A 17,814-nucleotide genomic window follows, 5' to 3' on the forward strand; every position below is an offset into this window, starting at 1 on the left:
ATGGGCCCGCGCGGCGTCGACGACCTCGCCATCGCGCGGTGGCGGTTCCGGACGCTGCTCCTCGACGGTGCCTCGGCACCGGACGCGTCCTCGGCGGTGCGCTCGCTGCTCGCCGTCCAGGCCGAGAACCCCGAGCAGACGGCGTGGGCGCTCGCGGCGCGGACGAGCGGCCTGACGCGCACCGGTCTGGCCGGTCTGGTCGGGGACGGTGAGCTCGTCCGGCTGCACGTCCTGCGCCCCACGTGGCACCTCGTCCACCGCGACGACGTGCGGTGGCTGCTCGAGCTGACCGGCCCGCGGGTGCGCCACCAGCTCGGCCGCCAGCTGGAACGCGACCTCGGCCTGCCGCCGGAGCGGGTCGCGGCGCTCGGCGACCTCGTCGAGCAGGTGCTGACCGACACCCCGGACCGCACGCGGGAGGAGGTCGCGGACGCCCTGCGCGTGGCGGGCGAGGAGCTGAGCGGGATGCAGCTCATGGTCCTGCTGGCCCACCTCGAGCTCGGCCTGCGGGTCGGCAGCGGTCGGCCGCGCCCGGACGGCGGGGTCGGTCGGCACACCTACGCACCGCTGGCCGACCGGCTCCCGGCATCCGGCCCGCTCGACCGCGTCGAGGCGCTGGGAGAGCTCGCGCGACGCTACGCCGTGGGCCACGGCCCGGTGACCGAGCGCGACCTGGCGTACTGGGCGACCCTGCCGCTCGGGGACGTGCGCGCCGGCCTCGCCGCGGCCGCCGACACCCTCGGGTCCTTCGAGCACGACGGCCGCACCTGGTGGCACGCCCCGGGGGAGGAGCCGCCGCCGCGGTCGCGGGCGCCGCGCGTGCACCTCGTCCACCTGCTCGACGAGTGGTACCGGGGCTACCAGGACAGCCGGCGCGTCGTCGACGTCGCGGGGCGGCACCCGGTGGGGCGCGAGCCGTCGATCGGCCTGCTCGTCGTGGACGCGCAGGTCGCGGGCACGGCGCGCCGCACCGTCCGGGGTGGGGCGCTGGAGGTCGAGGTGACGCCCTACCGGCCGCTGACCACGGCCGAACGACGCGCGCTGGAGGTCGAGGCGGCGGCGCTGGCCCGCTGGCTGGGTCGCGAGCCCGTCCTCACCGTCGCCGCGCCCACGACCTGACCGCCCGGCGCGGGCGCGACACAGGGCTTCGTCCACGAGACCCCGGTTCCGAACCGGGGTCTCGTGGACAATTCGGGGTGACCCCGAAAAGGGAGGCGACCGACGCGGGCGAGGGGGTCAGGAGGGTGGCGAGTGGGTACGAGGCGGCCATGGACACCACGATCGAGCTCACCGTCGACGGGCACCGACGGCAGCTGACCGTCGACACCCGCACCACCCTCCTGGACGCGCTGCGCGAGCGGCTGGCCGTCACCTCGCCGAAGAAGGGCTGCGACCACGGGCAGTGCGGCTCGTGCACGGTGCTCCTCGACGGCCGCCGCCACCTCACGTGCCTCGCGCTCGCGGTGGCGTTCGACGGCTCGGAGGTCGTCACGGCCGAGGGGCTCGCCGCCGACGACGCGCTGCACCACGTGCAGGAGGCCTTCCTCGAGCACGACGGCTACCAGTGCGGCTACTGCACGCCCGGCCAGGTCTGCTCGGCCGTCGGGGTCCTCGACGAGGCCAAGCAGGGGCACCCGAGCCACGTGACCGAGGACCTCGAGGCCGACGTCGAGCTCACCGACGACGAGATCCGGGAGCGGATGAGCGGCAACCTCTGCCGCTGCGGCGCCTACCCGGGCATCCTCGCCGCGGTCAAGGAGGCGGCAGGAGCATGAGGGAGCTCGACTACGTCCGCGCGAGCGACGTCGAGGAGGCGGTCGCCCTCGTGTCCGGCGACCCCGACGCCCGCTACCTCGGGGGCGGCACCAACCTCGTCGACCACCTCAAGCTCGGCGTCGCCCGGCCCGCCCGCCTCGTCGACGTCAGCCGCCTCGGGCTCGACGGCGTCGAGGAGCAGGACGGCCCCGACGGGCGCGTCCTCCACGTCGGCGCGAACGTCCGCAACAGCGACCTCGCGGCGCACCCGGTCGTCCGCTCGGCCTTCCCGGTGCTGTCCCGCGCGCTGCTGTCGGGCGCGTCCGGGCAGCTGCGCCACCAGGCGAGCACCGGGGGCAACCTGCTCCAGCGCACCCGGTGCGTCTACTTCCAGGACGTGACGACCCCGTGCAACAAGCGCGAGCCCGGCAGCGGCTGCTCGGCCGTCGGCGGCTACGGGCGCCAGGACGCCGTCCTCGGGGCGAGCGAGCACTGCGTCGCCACCCACCCCTCCGACATGGCCGTCGCGATGGCCGCCCTCGACGCCGTCGTCGTCGTCCGCGGCCCGCAGGGCGAGCGGCGGGTCCCCGTCCGCGAGCTGCACCGCCTGCCCGGGGACCGCCCCGACCTCGACACCACGCTCGAGCACGGTGACCTCGTGACGGGCGTCGAGCTGCCGTTCACCGACGCCGCCCGCTGCTCCACCTACCTCAAGGTCCGCGACCGCGCCTCGTACGCCTTCGCGCTCGTCTCCGTCGCGGCGGCGCTCGAGCTCGACGGCGACGTCGTCCGCGACGTCCGCATCGCGTGGGGAGGCGTCGCCCACAAGCCGTGGCGCGCCACCGCCGCCGAGGAGGCCCTGACCGGGCGGGCCCTCGACGAGGACGCCGTGCGCGCCGCCGTCGACGCCGAGCTCGCCGACGCGCGCACCACCGACCAGACCGCCTACAAGCTGCCGATGCTGCGGGGCGCCACGACGCGCACCCTGCTCCGCCTCGCCGGGAAGGACCCCTCGTGAGCACCCGGACCAGCACCACCCCCGTCACGCCCCGCTCGATGGGCACCCGCCTCGACCGCGTCGACGGGCCCGAGAAGGTGACCGGCCGGGCCACCTACGCCGTCGAGAGCGCCGCCCACGACACCGGCGACCCGCTGCACGTCTGGCTCGTCCAGTCGACCGTGGCCAAGGGCGAGGTCGAGCGCCTCGACCCCGCCGCGGCCCTCGCCCACCCCGGGGTCGTCGCCGTCCTCGACCACACGAGCGCGATGCGCCTGGCCGACACCGACGACGGCGAGCTGGCCATCCTCCAGGACCCGCGCGTGCACTTCCGCGGCCAAATCGTCGCGCTCGTGCTCGCCGAGACCTCCGAGGCCGCCCGCGAGGGGGCCGCGCTCGTCGAGGTCGCCTACCGCGAGGAGCCGCACGAGGCCGAGCTGCGCGAGGACAACGCGACGTACAAGCCGGAGACGGTCAACCCGGCGATGGACACCGACACCGAGGACGGGGACGTCGACGCCGCGCTCGCGGGCGCCGCGGTGCTCGTCGAGCAGACGTACCGCACCCCGCACGAGCACAACAACCCGATGGAGCCGCACGCCACCGTCGCCCGCTGGGCGCAGGACGGCACGGACGGCGAGGTCCTCGACCTCGTCGACTCCACGCAGGGCGTCCACGGGGTCGCGCAGACCGTCGGACCGGTGCTCGGCCTCGAGGCCACGCAGGTGCGCGTCCGGGCGCCCTACGTCGGCGGCGGCTTCGGCAGCAAGGGCCAGCCGCACGCCCACGTCGTCGCCGCGGCGCTCGCGGCGCACGCCGTGCGGCCCCGGCCGGTGCGCCTGGCCGTCACCCGCCAGCAGATGTTCGCGCTCACCGGCTACCGGACCGCCACGATCTCGCACGTGCGCCTCGGCGCCGACGCGGACGGGCGGCTCGTCGGGCTCGAGCACCGGGTGCAGGAGCAGACCTCCGCCGTCAAGGAGTTCGCCGAGCAGACGGCCTCCCCGAGCCGGATGATGTACGCCGCCCCGGCGCGGCGCACGAGCCACCGGCTGGCCGTCCTCGACGTCGCCGTCCCCTCGTGGATGCGCGCGCCGGGCGAGATGCCGGGGATGTTCGCCGGCGAGGTCGCGATGGACGAGCTCGCGCTCGCCTGTGGACTGGACCCCGTCGAGCTGCGGCTGCGCAACGAGCCGGACCTCGACCCCGAGACCGGCAAGCCCTTCGACGTCCGCCGGCTCCCCGACTGCTTGCGGCGTGGCGCCGAGCGGTTCGGCTGGGCCGACCGTCCGCGCGAGCCGCGCTCCCGTCGTGAGGGTGACTGGTGGGTCGGTACCGGCGTCGCCGCCGCGACCTACCCCGCGATGAAGATGCCCGGCAACGAGGCGCGCGTCACGGCGCTCGGGGGCGGCCGCTACGGCGTCGCCATCGGCTGCGTCGACATCGGCACCGGCGCACGCACCGTGCTGACGCAGATCGCGGCCGACGCCCTCGGGGTCGAGCCCGGCGCCGTCGACCTCGAGGTCGCCGACACCCGGCTGCCGTCCGCCTCGGTGGCCGGCGGGTCCTCGGGCACGAGCTCGTGGGGCAGCACCGTCGTCGCGGCGGCCCAGCGCTTCCGCGAGGAGCACGGCACCGACCCCGCCCCCGGCGCCGAGGTCACGGCATCGGCCGCGAAGAGCCCCGCCGAGATGGAGACCGCCAACCACTCCTTCGGTGCGGTCTTCTGCGAGGCACGGGTCAACCGCTGGACGGGCGAGGTGCGGGTGCCGCGGCTGCTCGGCGTGTACTCGGTCGGGCGCGTCCTCAACCCGGTGACGGCACGCTCGCAGCTCGTCGGCGGCCTCGTCATGGGCCTGTCCGCCGCGCTCTTCGAGGAGTCCTGGCGCGACCCGCGCACCGGCCACGTCGTCACTCAGGACCTCGCGAGCTACCACGTAGCCGCCCACGCCGACGTCCTCGACGTCGACGCCGAGTGGCTCGAGGAGTCCGACGAGGCCTTCACGCCGATGGGCTCGCGCGGCATCGGCGAGATCGGGATCGTCGGCACGGCGGCGGCCGTCGCCAACGCCACGCATCACGCGACGGGGGTGCGGGTCCGTGAGCTGCCGCTCACGCCGGACCGCTTCCTGTCCTGAGCCCGCCCGCGGGAGGCCGGGGGTCAGCGCACCCGCCACCCACCCGGGTCCGGGGGCTCCGGGGACGGCACCGCGGTGCCGTCCCCGGAGCGCAGCGGTCGCGCTCCCGGGACGCGGCGGGCGACGTCGGCCCACGGCAGCACCCCCGTGGGCAGGACGGCGGACGCGGCCGCGCGCCGCAGCGTGTAGAGGTCGAGCGGGCCGGGGGAGGCGACGAGCACGACGTTGCCGAAGCGCCGTCCCTTGAGGACCTCGTGGAGCCCGACGAACGCGGTGTGCCCGAACACCTCCTGGGCGCCGGCGGCGACCCTCGCCGCGTAGCGCATCCCGGGCTCGTCGGTGACGTTGGCGAGCAGCAGCCCGCCGGGGGTGAGGACGCGGCGGACGTCGGCCATCCACTCGACGGTCGTCAGGCCCGCGGGGACCCGGCCGTCGACGAACGCGTCGAGGACGACGACGTCCGCGCTGCCGTCGGCGAGCGCGGCGACGCCCTGCTCGCCGCCGACCGGGCGCACCCGCATCCGGTGGCTGCGGGGGAGCGGCACGTCGCGGCGCACCTGCTCGGTCAGCGCGACGTCGGGCTCGAGGACGATCTGCGGCGACCCGGGCCGCGTGGCGTGCACCCACCGCGGCAGGGTCAGCCCGCCGCCGCCGACGTGCGTCACCCGCAGGGTCCCGGCCGGGGCGAGCGCGTCGACGACGAGCGCGAGGTGCTGCACGTACTCGAAGTGCAGGACGGTGGGGTCGTCGAGGTCGACGGCCGACTGCGGAAAGCCGTCGAGGAGCACGGCGGCGACACCGCCCTCGACCTCGACCCGCACCTCGCCCACGGGGGAAGGCTATGCGTCGGTGCGCTTCGGTAGCGTCGGGGGCATGCCTCCCCGACGCCGCACCGACCCCGAGCTCGGCCGCGCGGCCCTGCGCCGGTGGCACGCCGACCCCGACGGCACCGACCGCGCCACGCGCGGCACCGCCGTCCGGTACGCCCTCGAGGAGCTCGCCACCCGCGCGCCCGGCAACAGCGTCGAGGTGCGGGTCCCCCCGTACGGGGTCGTCCAGTGCGTCGAGGGGCCGCGGCACACGCGCGGCACCCCGCCCAACGTCGTCGAGACCGACGCCGAGACCTGGCTGCGTCTCGTCCAGGGCGAGATCCCGTGGTCGCAGGCCCTCGCCGAGGGCGTGCTGCGGGTCAGTGGCACCCGGGCCGACCTCTCCGGGCTGCTGCCCCTGGGCCGGGAGGACCGGGCGTGAGCGCCGGGGTGCGCCAGGGCGTCGTCCTGCTCACCGACGAACCGTGGGCCGTCACCGGGCCGCGGTGGACGGCCGTCGAGGAGATGGGCTTCGACCACGCGTGGACCTACGACCACCTCGTGTGGGGCGGTCTGCCCGACAGCCCGTGGTTCAGCGCGATGCCGACCCTCGCGGCGGCGGCCGGCGTGACGGGGCGCATCGGCCTCGGCACGTTCGTCTCGTCCCCCAACCAGAACCACCCGTACACGTACGCGCGCGACGTCATCACCCTCGACGACCTGACCGGCGGTCGCTTCCTCTGCGGCGTCGGCACCGGCGGTGACCTCGACGCCCGGCTGCTCGGCGCCGACCTCGCGCTGCGCGAGCGCGTCGACCGCTTCCACGAGTTCGTGCCGCTGCTCGACCGGCTCCTGCGCGAGGACCACGTCGACCACGACGGCACCTGGTACCGGACGCAGGACGCCCGCACGCTGCCCGGGCCGGTGCGCCACCGCGTGCCGCTCCTCGTCGCCGCCAACGGCCCGCGCTCGGTCCGGCTCGCCGCGCAGCACGCCGACGGCTGGGTCACCTACGGCGGCAAGGGCGACTCCCTCGACGCGTGGTTCGACCACGTCCGCGAGCTCGTCGCGCGCTTCGACGACGCCGTGCAGGCCGCCGGGCGCGGGCCGCTCGACCGCTACCTCTCGCTCGACTCCTCGCCGCGGTTCTCGCTCGAGTCGGCCGGGCTGCACGCCGAGATGACCGGACGCGCGGCGGAGCTGGGGTTCACCGACGTCGTCAGCCACTGGCCGCGCGCGCAGGGTCCGTACGCGGGCGACCCCGCCGTCCTCGAGGAGGTGGCGGGGTCGCTCGGGCGCTGACGCGCGCTGGGTCGGTCGTCGTCAGGCGACGGCCATGACGAGGATCGGCGTCGTCGTCGGGGCGGTCGACCCGCCGGCCGGCTCGACCGTGACGCCGACCGCGGCGGCGCCGTCGATCTGGCCGTCGAGGACGGCCTGGCCGCGGCCGTCGGCGGGGGTGAGGAAGCCCGCGGAGCGCGCGACCTCGTCCGAGCCGACGTACCAGAGCTGGTAGACCTTGCCGTCCGGCGCCGGGGGCATCCCGGTGACGGTGATCGCCGACTGGTCCATCTGCCGGCTGTAGGCGAGGGTCGCGGTCGTCGCGCCCTTGTGGCTGGTCACCGTCGCGGCGTCGCCGGCCCGCTCGACCTGCTGGATCGCGGTGAGCGCCGGCTGGTCGCCGGACCACGGGCTCCACGCGACGCCACCGACCGCGACGACCGCCGCGGCAGCGGCCGCGACGAGCCAGGTGCTCGTGCGCCGGAAGAGCGGGATGACCCGGGCGCCGGTGCCGGTGGCCGCGGCCTCGCCGGCCGTCGGCACGCCGGGGGCGGCGACGACGGGCTCGGGGTCGGTGCGCAGCTCGGTGACGACCGGGGGCAGCGGGCGGACGCGGGTGATGCCGGCGAGGACGGCCGAGCGCAGCTCGGCGGAGGGCGTGGCCTCGGTGAGGGTGCCGAGAGCGTGGGCGGCCTCGGTCAGCTCGCCGACCTCGGCGCGGCAGGCCGCGCAGGCGGCGAGGTGCTGCTCGAAGCCCGCGCGCTCGTCCTCGTCGAGGGCGTCGACCGCGTAGGCACCGCTCAGGTGGTGCAGATCGGGGCTCATGCCGGTACTCCCAACGTGTCCCGGAGGCGGATGAGGCCGTCCCGGATCCTGGTCTTCGCTGTTCCGAGGGGCACACCGAGCAGCTTCGCCACCTCGGTGTGCGTGTACCCCCCGAGGTAGGCGAGCTCGACGGCGCTGCGCTGGGCCTCGGTGAGGGTGGCGAGGGCCCGGCGCACGCGCTGGCCCTCGAGGGAGGTCTGGGCGGCCTCCGCGGTCTGGTCGAACTCCACCTCGCGGGTCGCGACGGAGTGGGCGTCGTCGCGGCGGCGGGCGGCCTCGCTGGAGCGGACCCTGTCCACCGCGGCGCGGTGGGCGATGGTCATCAGCCACGAGAGGGCGCTGCCCTTCGCGGCGTCGAACCGGGTGCTCGTGCGCCACACGTCGAGGTACACCTCCTGGGTGACCTCCTCGCTCATCGCGTGGTCACGCACGATGCGCAGCACCAGCCCGAAGACGCGCCGTGAGGTCGCGTCGTACAGGGCGGCGAAGGCCTCCTCGTCGCCCCGCGCCGAACGGCGGAGCAGCTCCGCGAGGTCGGACGCCGTGGCAGCCGCCCCCCCGGGTGCAGTGGTGGGCTGTCCCGGGGAGGCGGCTGTCATGTCGTTCATCATCGCTGATGGATCAGCTCTCGGGGACGAGAACCTTGTCGATGATGTAGACCGTGGCGTTGGCCGTCTGGACGTTGCCGCAGACGATCTTCGCGTCGCCCGGGGTCACGGTGAAGTCCTCGCCGGAGCCCATGACGTTGATCGACTTGCCCGAGAGGGTCTTGTGCTCACCCGCCAGCTGGTCCGGGGAGAGGCGGCCCTCGACGACGTGGTTGGTGAGGACCGTGGTGAGCAGGCCCTTCGGGTCCTTCATCGCCGCGTCCAGGGTGTCCTTGGGCAGGGCCTCGAAGGCGTCGTTGGTCGGGGCGAAGACGGTGATGTCCTTCGCGCTGTTCAGCGTGTCGCCGAGGCCGGCCTCTCCGACCGCGGTGACGAGGGTGGACAGGACCGGGTTGTTGCTCGCCGCGGTGGCGACCGGGTCCTGGGCCATGCCGTCGAACGAGCCGGCGCCGTCGGCCGGGACGGCCGAGCAGGCGGAGCCGAACGGGGCGTCGGCCATGGTGGCGGTGTCCGAGGGGCTGGCCGAGGGGGCGGCGGAGGTCGCGGCGGCGGAGGAGCTCGTGCCCGAGCCGCTCGTGGTGCTGTCGTCCGAGCCGCAGGCCGCGAGGCTCAGGGGGAGGGCGAGCGCCAGGGCGGCGACGGTGAGGCGGGTCTTGCGCATGGGGGTGTCTCCTTGCGGTGTGTCGTTGTCCTGCGTACACATCTGGTTCGGAGCTGCTCGGAGGCCGGATGGGTTGGACGGCAACTTTTTTCGAGAATCTTCCGGAGTGCCGGGCTGGCCCGTCCCGCGCGGCTTCCGTTGTGCCTCAACCCGGCTCCCGGCGCCGAAGAACGCAGCAGCGGCCGGCTCCGTGGGGAGCCGACCGCCGCTGTGTCGTGGATCACGCTGTCCGACAACCCGATGCATCGTCGGGCGTCGGGGTGACCGTCACTCGATGGTGACGACCACCGAGTGCCAGCCGGTCGCGCCCTTGGGGAAGGGCGTCTGGCGCTTCTCGGTCTGCACCTCACCGGTCTCGTCGGTCGCGCGGACCTCGAGGGTGTGGCGTCCCGCGGGGGCGTCCCACTCCCAGTACCACTGGCGCCAGTAGTCGATGCCGGCGTCGGCGCCGAGCTTCGCCTCGGCCCAGTCGCCACCGTCGACCCGAACCTCGACCTTCTCGATGCCGCGCTGCTGCGCCCAAGCGACACCGCCGACGACGACCTTTCCGGCCTTCGCGGTCGACAGGGGCTTGGGGGTGTCGATGCGGCTCTCCGTGTAGATCGGCGCGTCGATCGCCCAGTCCTTGCCGGTCCAGTACGCCGTCTTCTGCGCGTACGTCGTCGCGGTGAGCTTGGTCAGCCACTTCGTCGCACCGACGAAGCCGTAGAGGCCGGGCGTCACGAGGCGCGCGGGGAAGCCGTGCACCGGGGGCAGCGGCTTGCCGTTCATCCCGACGGCGACGAGGGCGTCGCGGTCGTCCATCAGCGCCTGCAGCGGGGTCGAGATGGTCATCCCCTCGGTCGACTCGCTGAAGATCTGGTCGACGCCCTGCTGCACGCCGGCCCGTTCGAGCAGGTCGCGGACGGGGACGCCCAGCCAGCGGGCGGAGCCGACGTAGGGGCCGCCGACCTCGTTCGAGACGCAGGTCAGGGTGATGTCCTTCTCGATCATCGGGAGCTTGAGCAGCTCCTCGAAGGTCAGCGAGAACGGGTTGTCGACCATCCCGTCGACGGTGAGCTTCCATCCGTCGGTGCCGACCCGGGGGATGACGAGGGCCGTGTCGATCCGGTAGAAGGCGTCGTTCGGCGTGCGAAACGAGGACACCCCGCGGACCATCTCCTCGAGGCCCTGGGGGAGGGGCTCCAGCGTCGTCGCCGGGGTCGGGAGGACGACGTCACCGGTCGACGCCGTGCTGCGGGCGAGGGACTGGCCGATGCCGCCACCGGTCGCGGCGACGGCGCCGAGGCCGGCGGCCGCGGCGAGGACGGTGCGACGCCCGCTCGTGCCGTCACCGTGGGCGGTGCGGTCGGGGCCGGCACCGGAGGCGGGGTCGGCCGCGGCAGCGCCCCAGCGGTCGAGGACGCCGAGGAACCATCCGGCGGCCAGCACGCCGACGACCGCGGTGACGAACCCGGGCAGCAGCGAGGCGGCCGAGGACGTGGGGCGGGTCGCCGCCGCGGCGATCGCGAGGACGGCGAGGACCCCGATGACGGCGAGGCCGAGCGTGCGACGGGTCCGGGCGAGCACGCCGGCCAGCGCTGCGAGCAGCAGCGTGACGACCGTGACCGACCCGACGAGGATCGGCTTGTCGGCGGTGCCGAACGTCGAGACCGCCCACTCCTTGACGGGGGTCGGCGTGGCGTCGATGACGGTGGACCCGACGGCGAGGACGGGGGAGGACTCGGGGGCCACGAAGCCGGCGACGAGGTGGCCGACGCCCGCCCCGGCGGCCGTCGCGAGCAGCGTGCCCAGGGCGTACCAGCCGCGGGCCGGCCGCTGCGTGGCTGCGGTCTGGGGTGAGGTGGTGGTCATGTCAGTCCTTCGGAGCGAGGGGCCCGGCGGATGGCACCGGAGGGGCGAGCGGTGCGGGCGGTGGGACTCCATCCTCGCGCCGGACGGGGTCGCCGAGCCGTGAGCGGGCGACCGCTGCGGCGGTGCGTCACGGGTCGGCCAACCCTCGACGGCGGATGCGGTGGGCGCACGGGGTGTCACCTACCGTAGGAGGGTGAAGAGTCCTCGCCGGCCGCGCTTCCTGCCGTTCATCCTCACCGGGGCGGTCATCGGCTTCGTCCTCGGTGCCGCCGTCGCGGACTTCGGCTGGCTCGAGAACACCGACACCGTGCTGGCCCAGAAGCAGTACTCCCCGTCGACCGCGGTCGGCTACCTCGGCATCCTCGGCGCGTGCCTCTTCGCCCTCGCCGCCGCGCTGCTCGCGCTCGGCATCGAGCGCTTCTCGCGCCGCTCCTGAGCCGGAGGGCCGTGGTCCGGCCGCCGGACGGCCGCGGCGCCGCCCTCGCCCCGTGAGAGGATGGAGCACGTGCCACGCGGAGACGGACGCCTCAGCCACGACCTCCTTCCCGGTGAGAAGGGGCCCCAGGACGCGTGCGGCGTGTTCGGGGTCTGGGCGCCGGGCGAGGAGGTCGCCAAGCTCGCCTACTACGGGCTGTACGCGCTGCAGCACCGCGGCCAGGAGTCCGCGGGCATCGCGACGTCCGACGGCAGCCGCCTGCTCGTCTACAAGGACATGGGCCTGGTCTCGCAGGTGTTCGACGAGCGCTCGCTCGGCGCGCTGCGGGGGCACCTCGCCGTCGGGCACTGCCGCTACTCGACGACCGGCGGCTCGACCTGGGAGAACGCCCAGCCGACCCTTGACGGCCACGCCGGCAGCACCGTCGCCCTCGCGCACAACGGCAACCTCATCAACTCGGCCGAGCTGCGCGACGTCGTCGCCGGGCACCGGGTCGACGGCCAGCGCGGCGAGCTCGCCCGCGGCAACACGACCGACACCGCGCTCGTCACCGCGCTCCTGACCGCCGACCCCGACCGCACCGTCGAGGCCGCGGCGCTCGAGGTGCTGCCGATGCTGCGCGGCGCCTTCTGCCTCGTCTTCATGGACGAGCACACGCTCTACGCGGCGCGCGACCCGCAGGGCATCCGGCCACTCGTCATCGGCCGGCTCGAGCGCGGCTGGGTCGTGGCGTCCGAGACCGCCGCGCTCGACATCGTCGGCGCCTCGTTCGTCCGCGAGGTCGAGCCCGGCGAGCTCGTCGCCATCGACGAGGACGGCCTGCGCTCGCAGCGGTTCGCGGAGGCCGAGCCCAAGGGCTGCGTCTTCGAGTACGTCTACCTCGCCCGCCCGGACACGACGATCAACGGCCGCGGCGTGCACGAGTCGCGGGTGCAGATGGGCCGTCAGCTGGCGCGCGAGCACCCGGTCGAGGCCGACCTCGTCATGCCGACGCCGGAGTCCGGCACGCCGGCCGCCATCGGCTACGCGCAGGAGTCGGGCATCCCCTACGGCCAGGGCCTGGTCAAGAACTCCTACGTCGGGCGCACCTTCATCGCCCCGTCGCAGACCATCCGGCAGCTCGGCATCCGGCTCAAGCTCAACCCGCTGCGCGACGTCATCCGCGGCAAGCGGCTCGTCGTCGTCGACGACTCGATCGTCCGCGGCAACACCCAGCGCGCACTCGTGCGGATGCTCCGCGAGGCCGGGGCCGCCGAGGTGCACGTGCGCATCTCGTCGCCGCCGGTCCGCTGGCCGTGCTTCTACGGCATCGACTTCGCGACCCGCGCCGAGCTCATCGCGACCGGGCTCGGGGTCGAGGAGGTGCGCAACTCGATCGGCGCCGACAGCCTCGGGTACATCTCGGAGGACGGGATGATCGGCGCGACCGAGCAGCCGCGCGAGCGCCTGTGCACGGCGTGCTTCTCGGGGCAGTACCCCGTGACGCTGCCCGAGGACGGCCGGCTCGGCAAGGGCGTGCTCGAGCTCGAGCTGCCCCTCGGCGACGACGGCGCCCCCGCGCAGCGCCCGCTCGGGGAGCGGCACCCGCACCGGCAGGCGCCCCTCGTCGACGTGCCGGTGGTCGACGTCGACGGGGTGCAGACCTCGGCCGGCGGTGGTGCCTCCGAGGCGGTCCTGCGCCCCTGACTCCACGGCCGTTCGAGGTGAAACCCGACCACCAGAAGGTCGCATGTCACCTCGACTCCGGCAGAGGTGCGCGGGTGGAGGTGAAACCCGACCGCGAGAAGGTCGTCTTTCACCTCGACTCCGGTTGGAGATGGGGTACCTCAGGCGGCGCGCCGCACCCGTGACCAGTACGCGGCGCAGATCTGGTCGAGGTACGGGTCGGGGTCGAGGCGCCAGCCGATGAGCCCCACGCGCAGCACGAGGTCGTCGCCGAGGGCGACGGCGTTCTGCCGCAGCGTGTCGTCACCGGGCTGGAGGCCCGCCAGGTGGCCCGCGCCGTCGACCTCGACGACGAGCCGGGCCTCGGCCCACTCGACGTCGAGGTAGGCCCGGCCGCCCGGCAGCTGCCGGACGGCCTGACGCGACGGTTCCGGGAGCCCGCGGCGACGGCACGCCGCGACGACGTCGAGCTCCCCGAGGGAGTGCGCGCCCCCGGCGACGTCGCGCGCGAGGCGGGGGACCAGCGCCCGCCGGGTGCGCATCCGGACCTCGTCGGCGGCCGCGACGAGCTGCTCGCCGGCGCAGAGGCGCTGCTGCACCGGCAGGACGAGGAGCAGGGCCGCCTGCCGGTCGCTGACCGCCCAGTGGGCCGCCCGCACGGCGGCCACGGCCACGTGGGTCCTCGGCAGACCCGACGGCAGGAGCTCGTCCGGCACCCGCCGGGCGATCTTGTGGAGGACGACGCCCTCCACGTCCTCGACCTCGGCGGTGTGCCGGACGGAGACGTGCACCCGGTCGTCGTCGTACCCGGTCAGGCCGGCGTGCTGCAGTGCGGTGACGCCGTCGACGGCCGCGATCTGCTCACCCACCTCCCAGACCGCCCTCCACCGGCGGGCGACGTCGTCGAGCGGCCCCGTCGACGTCGCGACGGTCTGCACGCCGTGCGTCGCCCAGCGTTCGGCTCCGATCTCGCGGCGGACCATCCGGTGGTCGACCCCGACGGAGCGCAGGAGGGTGCGCGACAGCACACCGCCGTAGCCGCCCGCGAGCTCGCGCGCCGCCCGCCGCCGGGCGGTGGTCGTGGGAGGTGCGTCCATCCGGCGAGGGTGGACCGGCGTCACGGTCGGGACAAGGCCTGCGGGGGCATCTGTGGACGAGCCGCACGGGGAGCCGACCCTGTGGACGAGCGGTTCGAGGTGAAACCCGACCGCGAGAGGGTCGGGTTTCACCTCGAACGGGTGGGGGCGGAGGCGTCAGGCGTCGGCGGGGACCTCGCGGGCGTCCTCGTCGGTGCGGCCGTGCAGCCGCGAGCGCTTGTACCCGTAGAAGAAGTAGATGCCGAAGCCGAGCAGCATCCAGATGAGGAACCGCAGCCACGTCTCGACCGACAGGTTGAGCATGAGGTAGATGCTGATGATCGCCGCGAGAACCGGCAGCACGGGGTTGCCGGGGACCTTGAAGGCCCGCTGGAGGTCGGGGCGGCGCTTGCGGAGCACCGGCACGGCGAGCGAGACGAGCGCGAACGCCGACAGCGTGCCGATGTTGACCATCTCCTCGAGCTTGCCGATGGGCGTCAGCGACGCGACGAGCGCGACGACGGTGCCGATGGCGAGCGTCAGCCGCACGGGGGTGCCGGTGCGCGGGTTCGTGCGGCCGATCGAGGGCGGCAGGAGCCGGTCGCGGGACATCGCGAAGGTCACGCGGGTCGCGCCGATGATCAGCGTCATGACCACGGTCATGAGGCCCGCGACGGCGCCGGCGGCGATGAGCGTCGCGTACCCCGGCTTCCCGACCGACTCGAACGCCGCGGCGAGCGCGGCATCCGGGTTGATCTTGTCGTACTTGACCATCCCGGTGATGACGAGCGTCGTCGCGACGTAGAGGACGGTGCAGATGACGAGCGAGGCGATGATGCCGATCGGCAGGTCGCGCTGCGGGTTCTTCGCCTCCTCGGCGGTCGTCGCCACGACGTCGAACCCGATGTACGCGAAGAAGACGATGGCCGCGCCGGAGACGATGCCGAGCACCCCGTACGTCGTCGGCTCGAGGCCGAACAGCACCTGGATGAGCGGCGCCGTCAGGCCGCTCGACTGCTCGCCCGCGGTCGCCGGCGGGATGAACGGCGAGTAGTTCGCGCTGTTGACGAACGCCAGGCCGGCGAAGATGACGAAGAGGACGATGAAGAGCTTGACCGCGACGAGCACGAGATTGACCCGCAGCGACTCCTTGATGCCGATCGCGATGAGCGCGGTGAGCAGCGCGACGAGCACGAAGGCCGGCAGGTCGAAGTGCGACCCCGGCGCGACCGCCTCGGGGACGGTCACGCCGAACTTGTCGAGCAGGAGCGTCGCGTACTGCGACCAGCCCTGGGCGACGACGCTCGCGCCGAGCATCAGCTCGAGCAGGAGGTCCCACCCGATGATCCACGCGACGATCTCGCCGAGGGACGCGTACGAGAACGTGTACGCAGACCCGGACACCGGCACGGTGGAGGCGAACTCGGCGTAGCAGAGCGCGGCGAGCCCGCAGCAGACCGCGGCGAGGACGAACGAGATCGCGATCGACGGGCCCGCGTAGTTCGCCGCCGCGCGACCGGTGAGCGTGAAGATGCCGGCGCCGATGATGACGCCGATGCCGAAGACCGTGAGGTCGAGGGCGGACAGCTTCTTCTTGAGCTGGAACTCCGGGTCCTCGGTCTCCTTGATCGACTCCTCGATCGTCTTGGTCCGCATGACGCCCATGACACGCTCCCGTCGTCGGTGCTCTCGGCAGCCGTGACGCTAGCGGACCCCGAACCCGCTGCGGGGGTTGCGGTCAGGGCCGCTCGTCGACCCACTCCCGCGGCGGGTAGAGCGGGATGGCGCGCGCGTGGTCGTCGTGGACGTCGAGGGGGTCGCGTGCCGGTGCGGCGTCCTGGTCGAACGGCACGTCGTCCGCGCGAGTACCGCTGCGCACGACCGGGATCTCGCCGGTGTCGCCGAGCGAGCGCGGTGCGAGGTTGGAGCTGCGGTACCAGGACTCCGGGGCGCTCGTCGGGGTGCTCGTGGGCATCGACGGGTAGCCGGGGTCGGTGACCGAGACCCCACCGCCGGGGACCTTCGGACCGGTGCCGCGCGGCCCGCGGCCACGCGGCGGCCCGCCACCACCGTCGTCGGGCCCGTCCGAGCCGTCCGGTCCGTCGGGTCCGTCATCGCGGCGCCGCGGACGCCGGGGCAGCTTCGGCCACGACCGGCCTGTGCCGGAACGGCGTTCGCGCGGCTTCTCACCGAAGATCTCGGAGTTGAGGGCGGCATTGACGTGGTCCGGCTCGGGGATGAAGGTCAGCTCGCGCAGCCCCTGCTCCTGGCCGGCGCTCTCGATGATGATCGTGCCGAACCCGAGCAGCTCACCGACCAGCGGTCGCCGGTAGGTCATGTCCGTGATCTTGGTGAGGCGCATCATCGGCACGCTGACGTCGAGGACGCCCTCGTGCCGGAGGATGCGCTTGTTCGTCACGACGATCCAGCGGTAGCGCCGCTGCAGCTCGGCCCAGCCGAGCCGGGCCAGGCCGACGAGCAGGACGATGCCGGTCAGCCGCAACAGGGGCTCGGCGACGTGGAGCCCGGCGTCGAACCAGACGTAGACGGCGAGCGCGGCCGCGGGCCAGAGCGCCTGCCGCAGGAGGACCGCCGGGTGCTGGCGCGTGCGGATGACGATGCGCTCACCCTCGGCGAGCTGCCGCTCGAGGCTGCGGGCCACCCGCCCGGGCATCGCCTCGAGGTCGACCTCGACGCTGTCCGGGGTCCCGTCCGTGACGGAGTGGGCCCGGCGCACGGGTCAGCCGTTCAGCAGGCTGTCGAAGAAGCGCCCGATGTTGCTCACGCCGTTGGAGACGACGTCCCAGGCCGAGCCGAAGATGCTCGCGGCGGAGTCGGGCGAGGTGAGGATCGCGTACAGGAGGAAGACGACGACGAGCCACATCACGATCTTCTTGACCGGGGGCATGGCGTGGATCCTCCTGCGTGCGGGCGCGGCGTGGGGCACGCCTCGCCGTTGATCGTCCCAGATGTGACGGGTGTGACGGACGAGGTGGCTGGGACCGGGCGTGTCGCGCCCGACCACGGCCGGGGGGCGAGCTACTGCGCGACGCCGTAGAGGCGGTCGCCCGCGTCGCCGAGGCCCGGCACGATGTAGCCGACCTCGTTGAGCTTCTCGTCGATGGCGCCGGTGACGAGGGTGACCGGCGCGCTGAGGTCGGCGACCGACGCCTCGAGGTGCGCGATCCCCTCGGGGGCGGCGAGCAGGGTGACGGCGGTGATGTCGTCGGCGCCGCGCTCGACGAGGTAGCGGATGGCGTCGGCCATCGATCCGCCCGTCGCGAGCATCGGGTCGAGGACGTAGACCTGGCGGCCGGAGAGGTCGTCGGGCAGCCGGTTGGCGTACGTGACGGCCTCGAGGGTCTCCTCGTCGCGCTGCATCCCGAGGAAGCCGACCTCGGCGCTCGGCAGCAGCCGGACCATCCCCTCGAGCATCCCGAGCCCGGCACGCAGGATCGGGACGATGAGCGGCTTGGGGTTGGAGAGCTTGATGCCCGTCGTCGGCGCGACCGGCGTCTCGATCTCGAACGGCTCCACCCGGACCTCGCGCGTCGCCTCGTAGGCGAGGAGGGTCATCAGCTCCTCGGCGAGGCGGCGGAAGGTCGGCGAGTCCGTCCGCTTGTCCCGGAGGTAGGTCAGCTTGTGGGCGATGAGCCGGTGGTCCGGGTTGATCACGCGCATGGGTGAAACTTAGCGCGTGCCGACTCCA

18 protein-coding genes are annotated in these 17,814 nt (G+C 74.1%); 8 read left to right on the forward strand and 10 right to left on the reverse strand.

What is annotated here, in order from left to right; translation table 11 throughout:
• From KMZ30_RS14225 to KMZ30_RS14240, 4 genes are all read left to right on the forward strand, one after another.
• Positions 1-1,119 carry a winged helix DNA-binding domain-containing protein gene (locus tag KMZ30_RS14225; protein ID WP_215512999.1) on the forward strand — a complete coding sequence of 373 codons (1,119 nt, stop codon included), beginning with the start codon at positions 1-3 and terminating at the stop codon, positions 1,117-1,119.
• A 149-nt stretch (positions 1,120-1,268) separates the two neighbouring features.
• The gene (locus KMZ30_RS14230; protein WP_030526441.1) at positions 1,269-1,775 is read left to right on the forward strand and encodes a 2Fe-2S iron-sulfur cluster-binding protein; all 507 of its coding nucleotides are present in this window, start codon (positions 1,269-1,271) and stop codon (positions 1,773-1,775) included.
• Positions 1,772-2,773: an FAD binding domain-containing protein gene (locus KMZ30_RS14235; RefSeq protein ID WP_215512998.1), complete on the forward strand. Its 1,002-nt coding sequence runs from the start codon at positions 1,772-1,774 to the stop codon at positions 2,771-2,773. The genes KMZ30_RS14230 and KMZ30_RS14235 overlap by 4 nt, the downstream gene beginning before the upstream one ends.
• Entirely contained in the window at positions 2,770-4,890 is a 2,121-nt protein-coding gene (locus KMZ30_RS14240; RefSeq protein ID WP_308279747.1) for a xanthine dehydrogenase family protein molybdopterin-binding subunit, read from the forward strand. The genes KMZ30_RS14235 and KMZ30_RS14240 overlap by 4 nt, the downstream gene beginning before the upstream one ends.
• 23 nt (positions 4,891-4,913) lie before the next feature.
• Here the strand turns inward: KMZ30_RS14240 and KMZ30_RS14245 are convergent, their stop codons facing one another.
• Positions 4,914-5,720 carry a spermidine synthase gene (locus KMZ30_RS14245; protein WP_215512997.1) on the reverse strand — a complete coding sequence of 269 codons (807 nt, stop codon included), beginning with the start codon at positions 5,718-5,720 and terminating at the stop codon, positions 4,914-4,916.
• Between the two features lie 43 nt (positions 5,721-5,763).
• Between KMZ30_RS14245 and KMZ30_RS14250 the strand changes: the two genes are divergently transcribed.
• Both KMZ30_RS14250 and KMZ30_RS14255 read left to right on the forward strand, forming a co-directional pair.
• Positions 5,764-6,141, forward strand: coding sequence for a sterol carrier family protein (locus KMZ30_RS14250; protein WP_215512996.1), 378 nt, complete (start codon positions 5,764-5,766; stop codon positions 6,139-6,141).
• On the forward strand, positions 6,138-7,001 hold the full coding sequence (locus KMZ30_RS14255) for an LLM class flavin-dependent oxidoreductase (RefSeq protein WP_308279746.1): 864 nt from the start codon (positions 6,138-6,140) through the stop codon (positions 6,999-7,001). The genes KMZ30_RS14250 and KMZ30_RS14255 overlap by 4 nt, the downstream gene beginning before the upstream one ends.
• Positions 7,002-7,022: 21 nt before the next feature.
• On the opposite strand, the gene KMZ30_RS14260 is transcribed toward KMZ30_RS14255, so the two are convergent.
• The 4 genes from KMZ30_RS14260 to KMZ30_RS14275 all read right to left on the reverse strand — a co-directional run bounded on the left by KMZ30_RS14260 (position 7,023) and on the right by KMZ30_RS14275 (position 10,928).
• The gene (locus KMZ30_RS14260; RefSeq protein WP_215512995.1) at positions 7,023-7,805 is read right to left on the reverse strand and encodes an anti-sigma factor; all 783 of its coding nucleotides are present in this window, start codon (positions 7,803-7,805) and stop codon (positions 7,023-7,025) included.
• A complete protein-coding gene (gene sigK, locus KMZ30_RS14265; protein ID WP_226902528.1) occupies positions 7,802-8,404 on the reverse strand; it encodes an ECF RNA polymerase sigma factor SigK in 603 nt (200 codons plus the stop codon). Before sigK ends, KMZ30_RS14260 begins: the two co-directional genes overlap by 4 nt.
• Before the next feature lie 22 nt (positions 8,405-8,426).
• On the reverse strand, positions 8,427-9,074 hold the full coding sequence (locus KMZ30_RS14270) for a fasciclin domain-containing protein (RefSeq protein WP_215512993.1): 648 nt from the start codon (positions 9,072-9,074) through the stop codon (positions 8,427-8,429).
• Between the two features lie 267 nt (positions 9,075-9,341).
• A complete protein-coding gene (locus KMZ30_RS14275; protein WP_215512992.1) occupies positions 9,342-10,928 on the reverse strand; it encodes a molybdopterin-dependent oxidoreductase in 1,587 nt (528 codons plus the stop codon).
• A 193-nt stretch (positions 10,929-11,121) separates the two neighbouring features.
• Here KMZ30_RS14275 and KMZ30_RS14280 point away from each other — a divergent pair, with 193 nt between their 5' ends.
• Complete coding sequence (locus KMZ30_RS14280) at positions 11,122-11,364, forward strand: hypothetical protein (RefSeq protein ID WP_215512991.1); 243 nt, start codon at positions 11,122-11,124, stop codon at positions 11,362-11,364.
• A gap of 69 nt (positions 11,365-11,433) precedes the next feature.
• Complete coding sequence (purF, locus tag KMZ30_RS14285; protein WP_215512990.1) at positions 11,434-13,050, forward strand: amidophosphoribosyltransferase; 1,617 nt, start codon at positions 11,434-11,436, stop codon at positions 13,048-13,050.
• Between the two features lie 140 nt (positions 13,051-13,190).
• Here purF and KMZ30_RS14290 read toward each other — a convergent pair whose 3' ends face one another.
• The 5 genes from KMZ30_RS14290 to upp form a co-directional block, all read right to left on the reverse strand.
• Complete coding sequence (locus KMZ30_RS14290; protein ID WP_215512989.1) at positions 13,191-14,126, reverse strand: putative endonuclease domain-containing protein; 936 nt, start codon at positions 14,124-14,126, stop codon at positions 13,191-13,193.
• A gap of 156 nt (positions 14,127-14,282) precedes the next feature.
• Positions 14,283-15,770 (reverse strand): amino acid permease, encoded by a 1,488-nt coding sequence (locus KMZ30_RS14295; RefSeq protein WP_215520050.1) that lies wholly within the window; start codon positions 15,768-15,770, stop codon positions 14,283-14,285.
• Positions 15,771-15,843: 73 nt separating this feature from the next.
• Positions 15,844-16,842: a PH domain-containing protein gene (locus tag KMZ30_RS14300; protein WP_215512987.1), complete on the reverse strand. Its 999-nt coding sequence runs from the start codon at positions 16,840-16,842 to the stop codon at positions 15,844-15,846.
• 3 nt (positions 16,843-16,845) lie between these two features.
• On the reverse strand, positions 16,846-17,013 hold the full coding sequence (locus KMZ30_RS14305; protein WP_169742028.1) for a hypothetical protein: 168 nt from the start codon (positions 17,011-17,013) through the stop codon (positions 16,846-16,848).
• 131 nt (positions 17,014-17,144) lie between these two features.
• On the reverse strand, positions 17,145-17,786 hold the full coding sequence (upp, locus tag KMZ30_RS14310; RefSeq protein WP_215512986.1) for a uracil phosphoribosyltransferase: 642 nt from the start codon (positions 17,784-17,786) through the stop codon (positions 17,145-17,147).
• Between the last annotated feature and the right edge of the window lie 28 nt (positions 17,787-17,814).

Source organism: Phycicoccus mangrovi (genome assembly GCF_018729305.1).
GTDB lineage: Bacteria > Actinomycetota > Actinomycetes > Actinomycetales > Dermatophilaceae > Phycicoccus > Phycicoccus jejuensis.

Bases quoted from the DNA above. Each gene is read 5' to 3' on its own strand.
- KMZ30_RS14295 (WP_215520050.1), bottom strand. From the start codon at position 15,770: ATGGGCGTCATGCGGACCAAGACGATCGAGGAGTCGATCAAGGAGACC.
- KMZ30_RS14250 (WP_215512996.1), top strand. From the start codon at position 5,764: ATGCCTCCCCGACGCCGCACCGACCCCGAGCTCGGCCGCGCGGCCCTG.
- KMZ30_RS14260 (WP_215512995.1), bottom strand. From the start codon at position 7,805: ATGAGCCCCGATCTGCACCACCTGAGCGGTGCCTACGCGGTCGACGCC.
- KMZ30_RS14235 (WP_215512998.1), top strand. From the start codon at position 1,772: ATGAGGGAGCTCGACTACGTCCGCGCGAGCGACGTCGAGGAGGCGGTC.
- KMZ30_RS14305 (WP_169742028.1), bottom strand. From the start codon at position 17,013: ATGCCCCCGGTCAAGAAGATCGTGATGTGGCTCGTCGTCGTCTTCCTC.
- sigK (WP_226902528.1), bottom strand. From the start codon at position 8,404: ATGACAGCCGCCTCCCCGGGACAGCCCACCACTGCACCCGGGGGGGCG.
- upp (WP_215512986.1), bottom strand. From the start codon at position 17,786: ATGCGCGTGATCAACCCGGACCACCGGCTCATCGCCCACAAGCTGACC.
- KMZ30_RS14290 (WP_215512989.1), bottom strand. From the start codon at position 14,126: ATGGACGCACCTCCCACGACCACCGCCCGGCGGCGGGCGGCGCGCGAG.
- KMZ30_RS14270 (WP_215512993.1), bottom strand. From the start codon at position 9,074: ATGCGCAAGACCCGCCTCACCGTCGCCGCCCTGGCGCTCGCCCTCCCC.
- KMZ30_RS14225 (WP_215512999.1), top strand. From the start codon at position 1: ATGGGCCCGCGCGGCGTCGACGACCTCGCCATCGCGCGGTGGCGGTTC.
- KMZ30_RS14230 (WP_030526441.1), top strand. From the start codon at position 1,269: ATGGACACCACGATCGAGCTCACCGTCGACGGGCACCGACGGCAGCTG.
- KMZ30_RS14275 (WP_215512992.1), bottom strand. From the start codon at position 10,928: ATGACCACCACCTCACCCCAGACCGCAGCCACGCAGCGGCCGGCCCGC.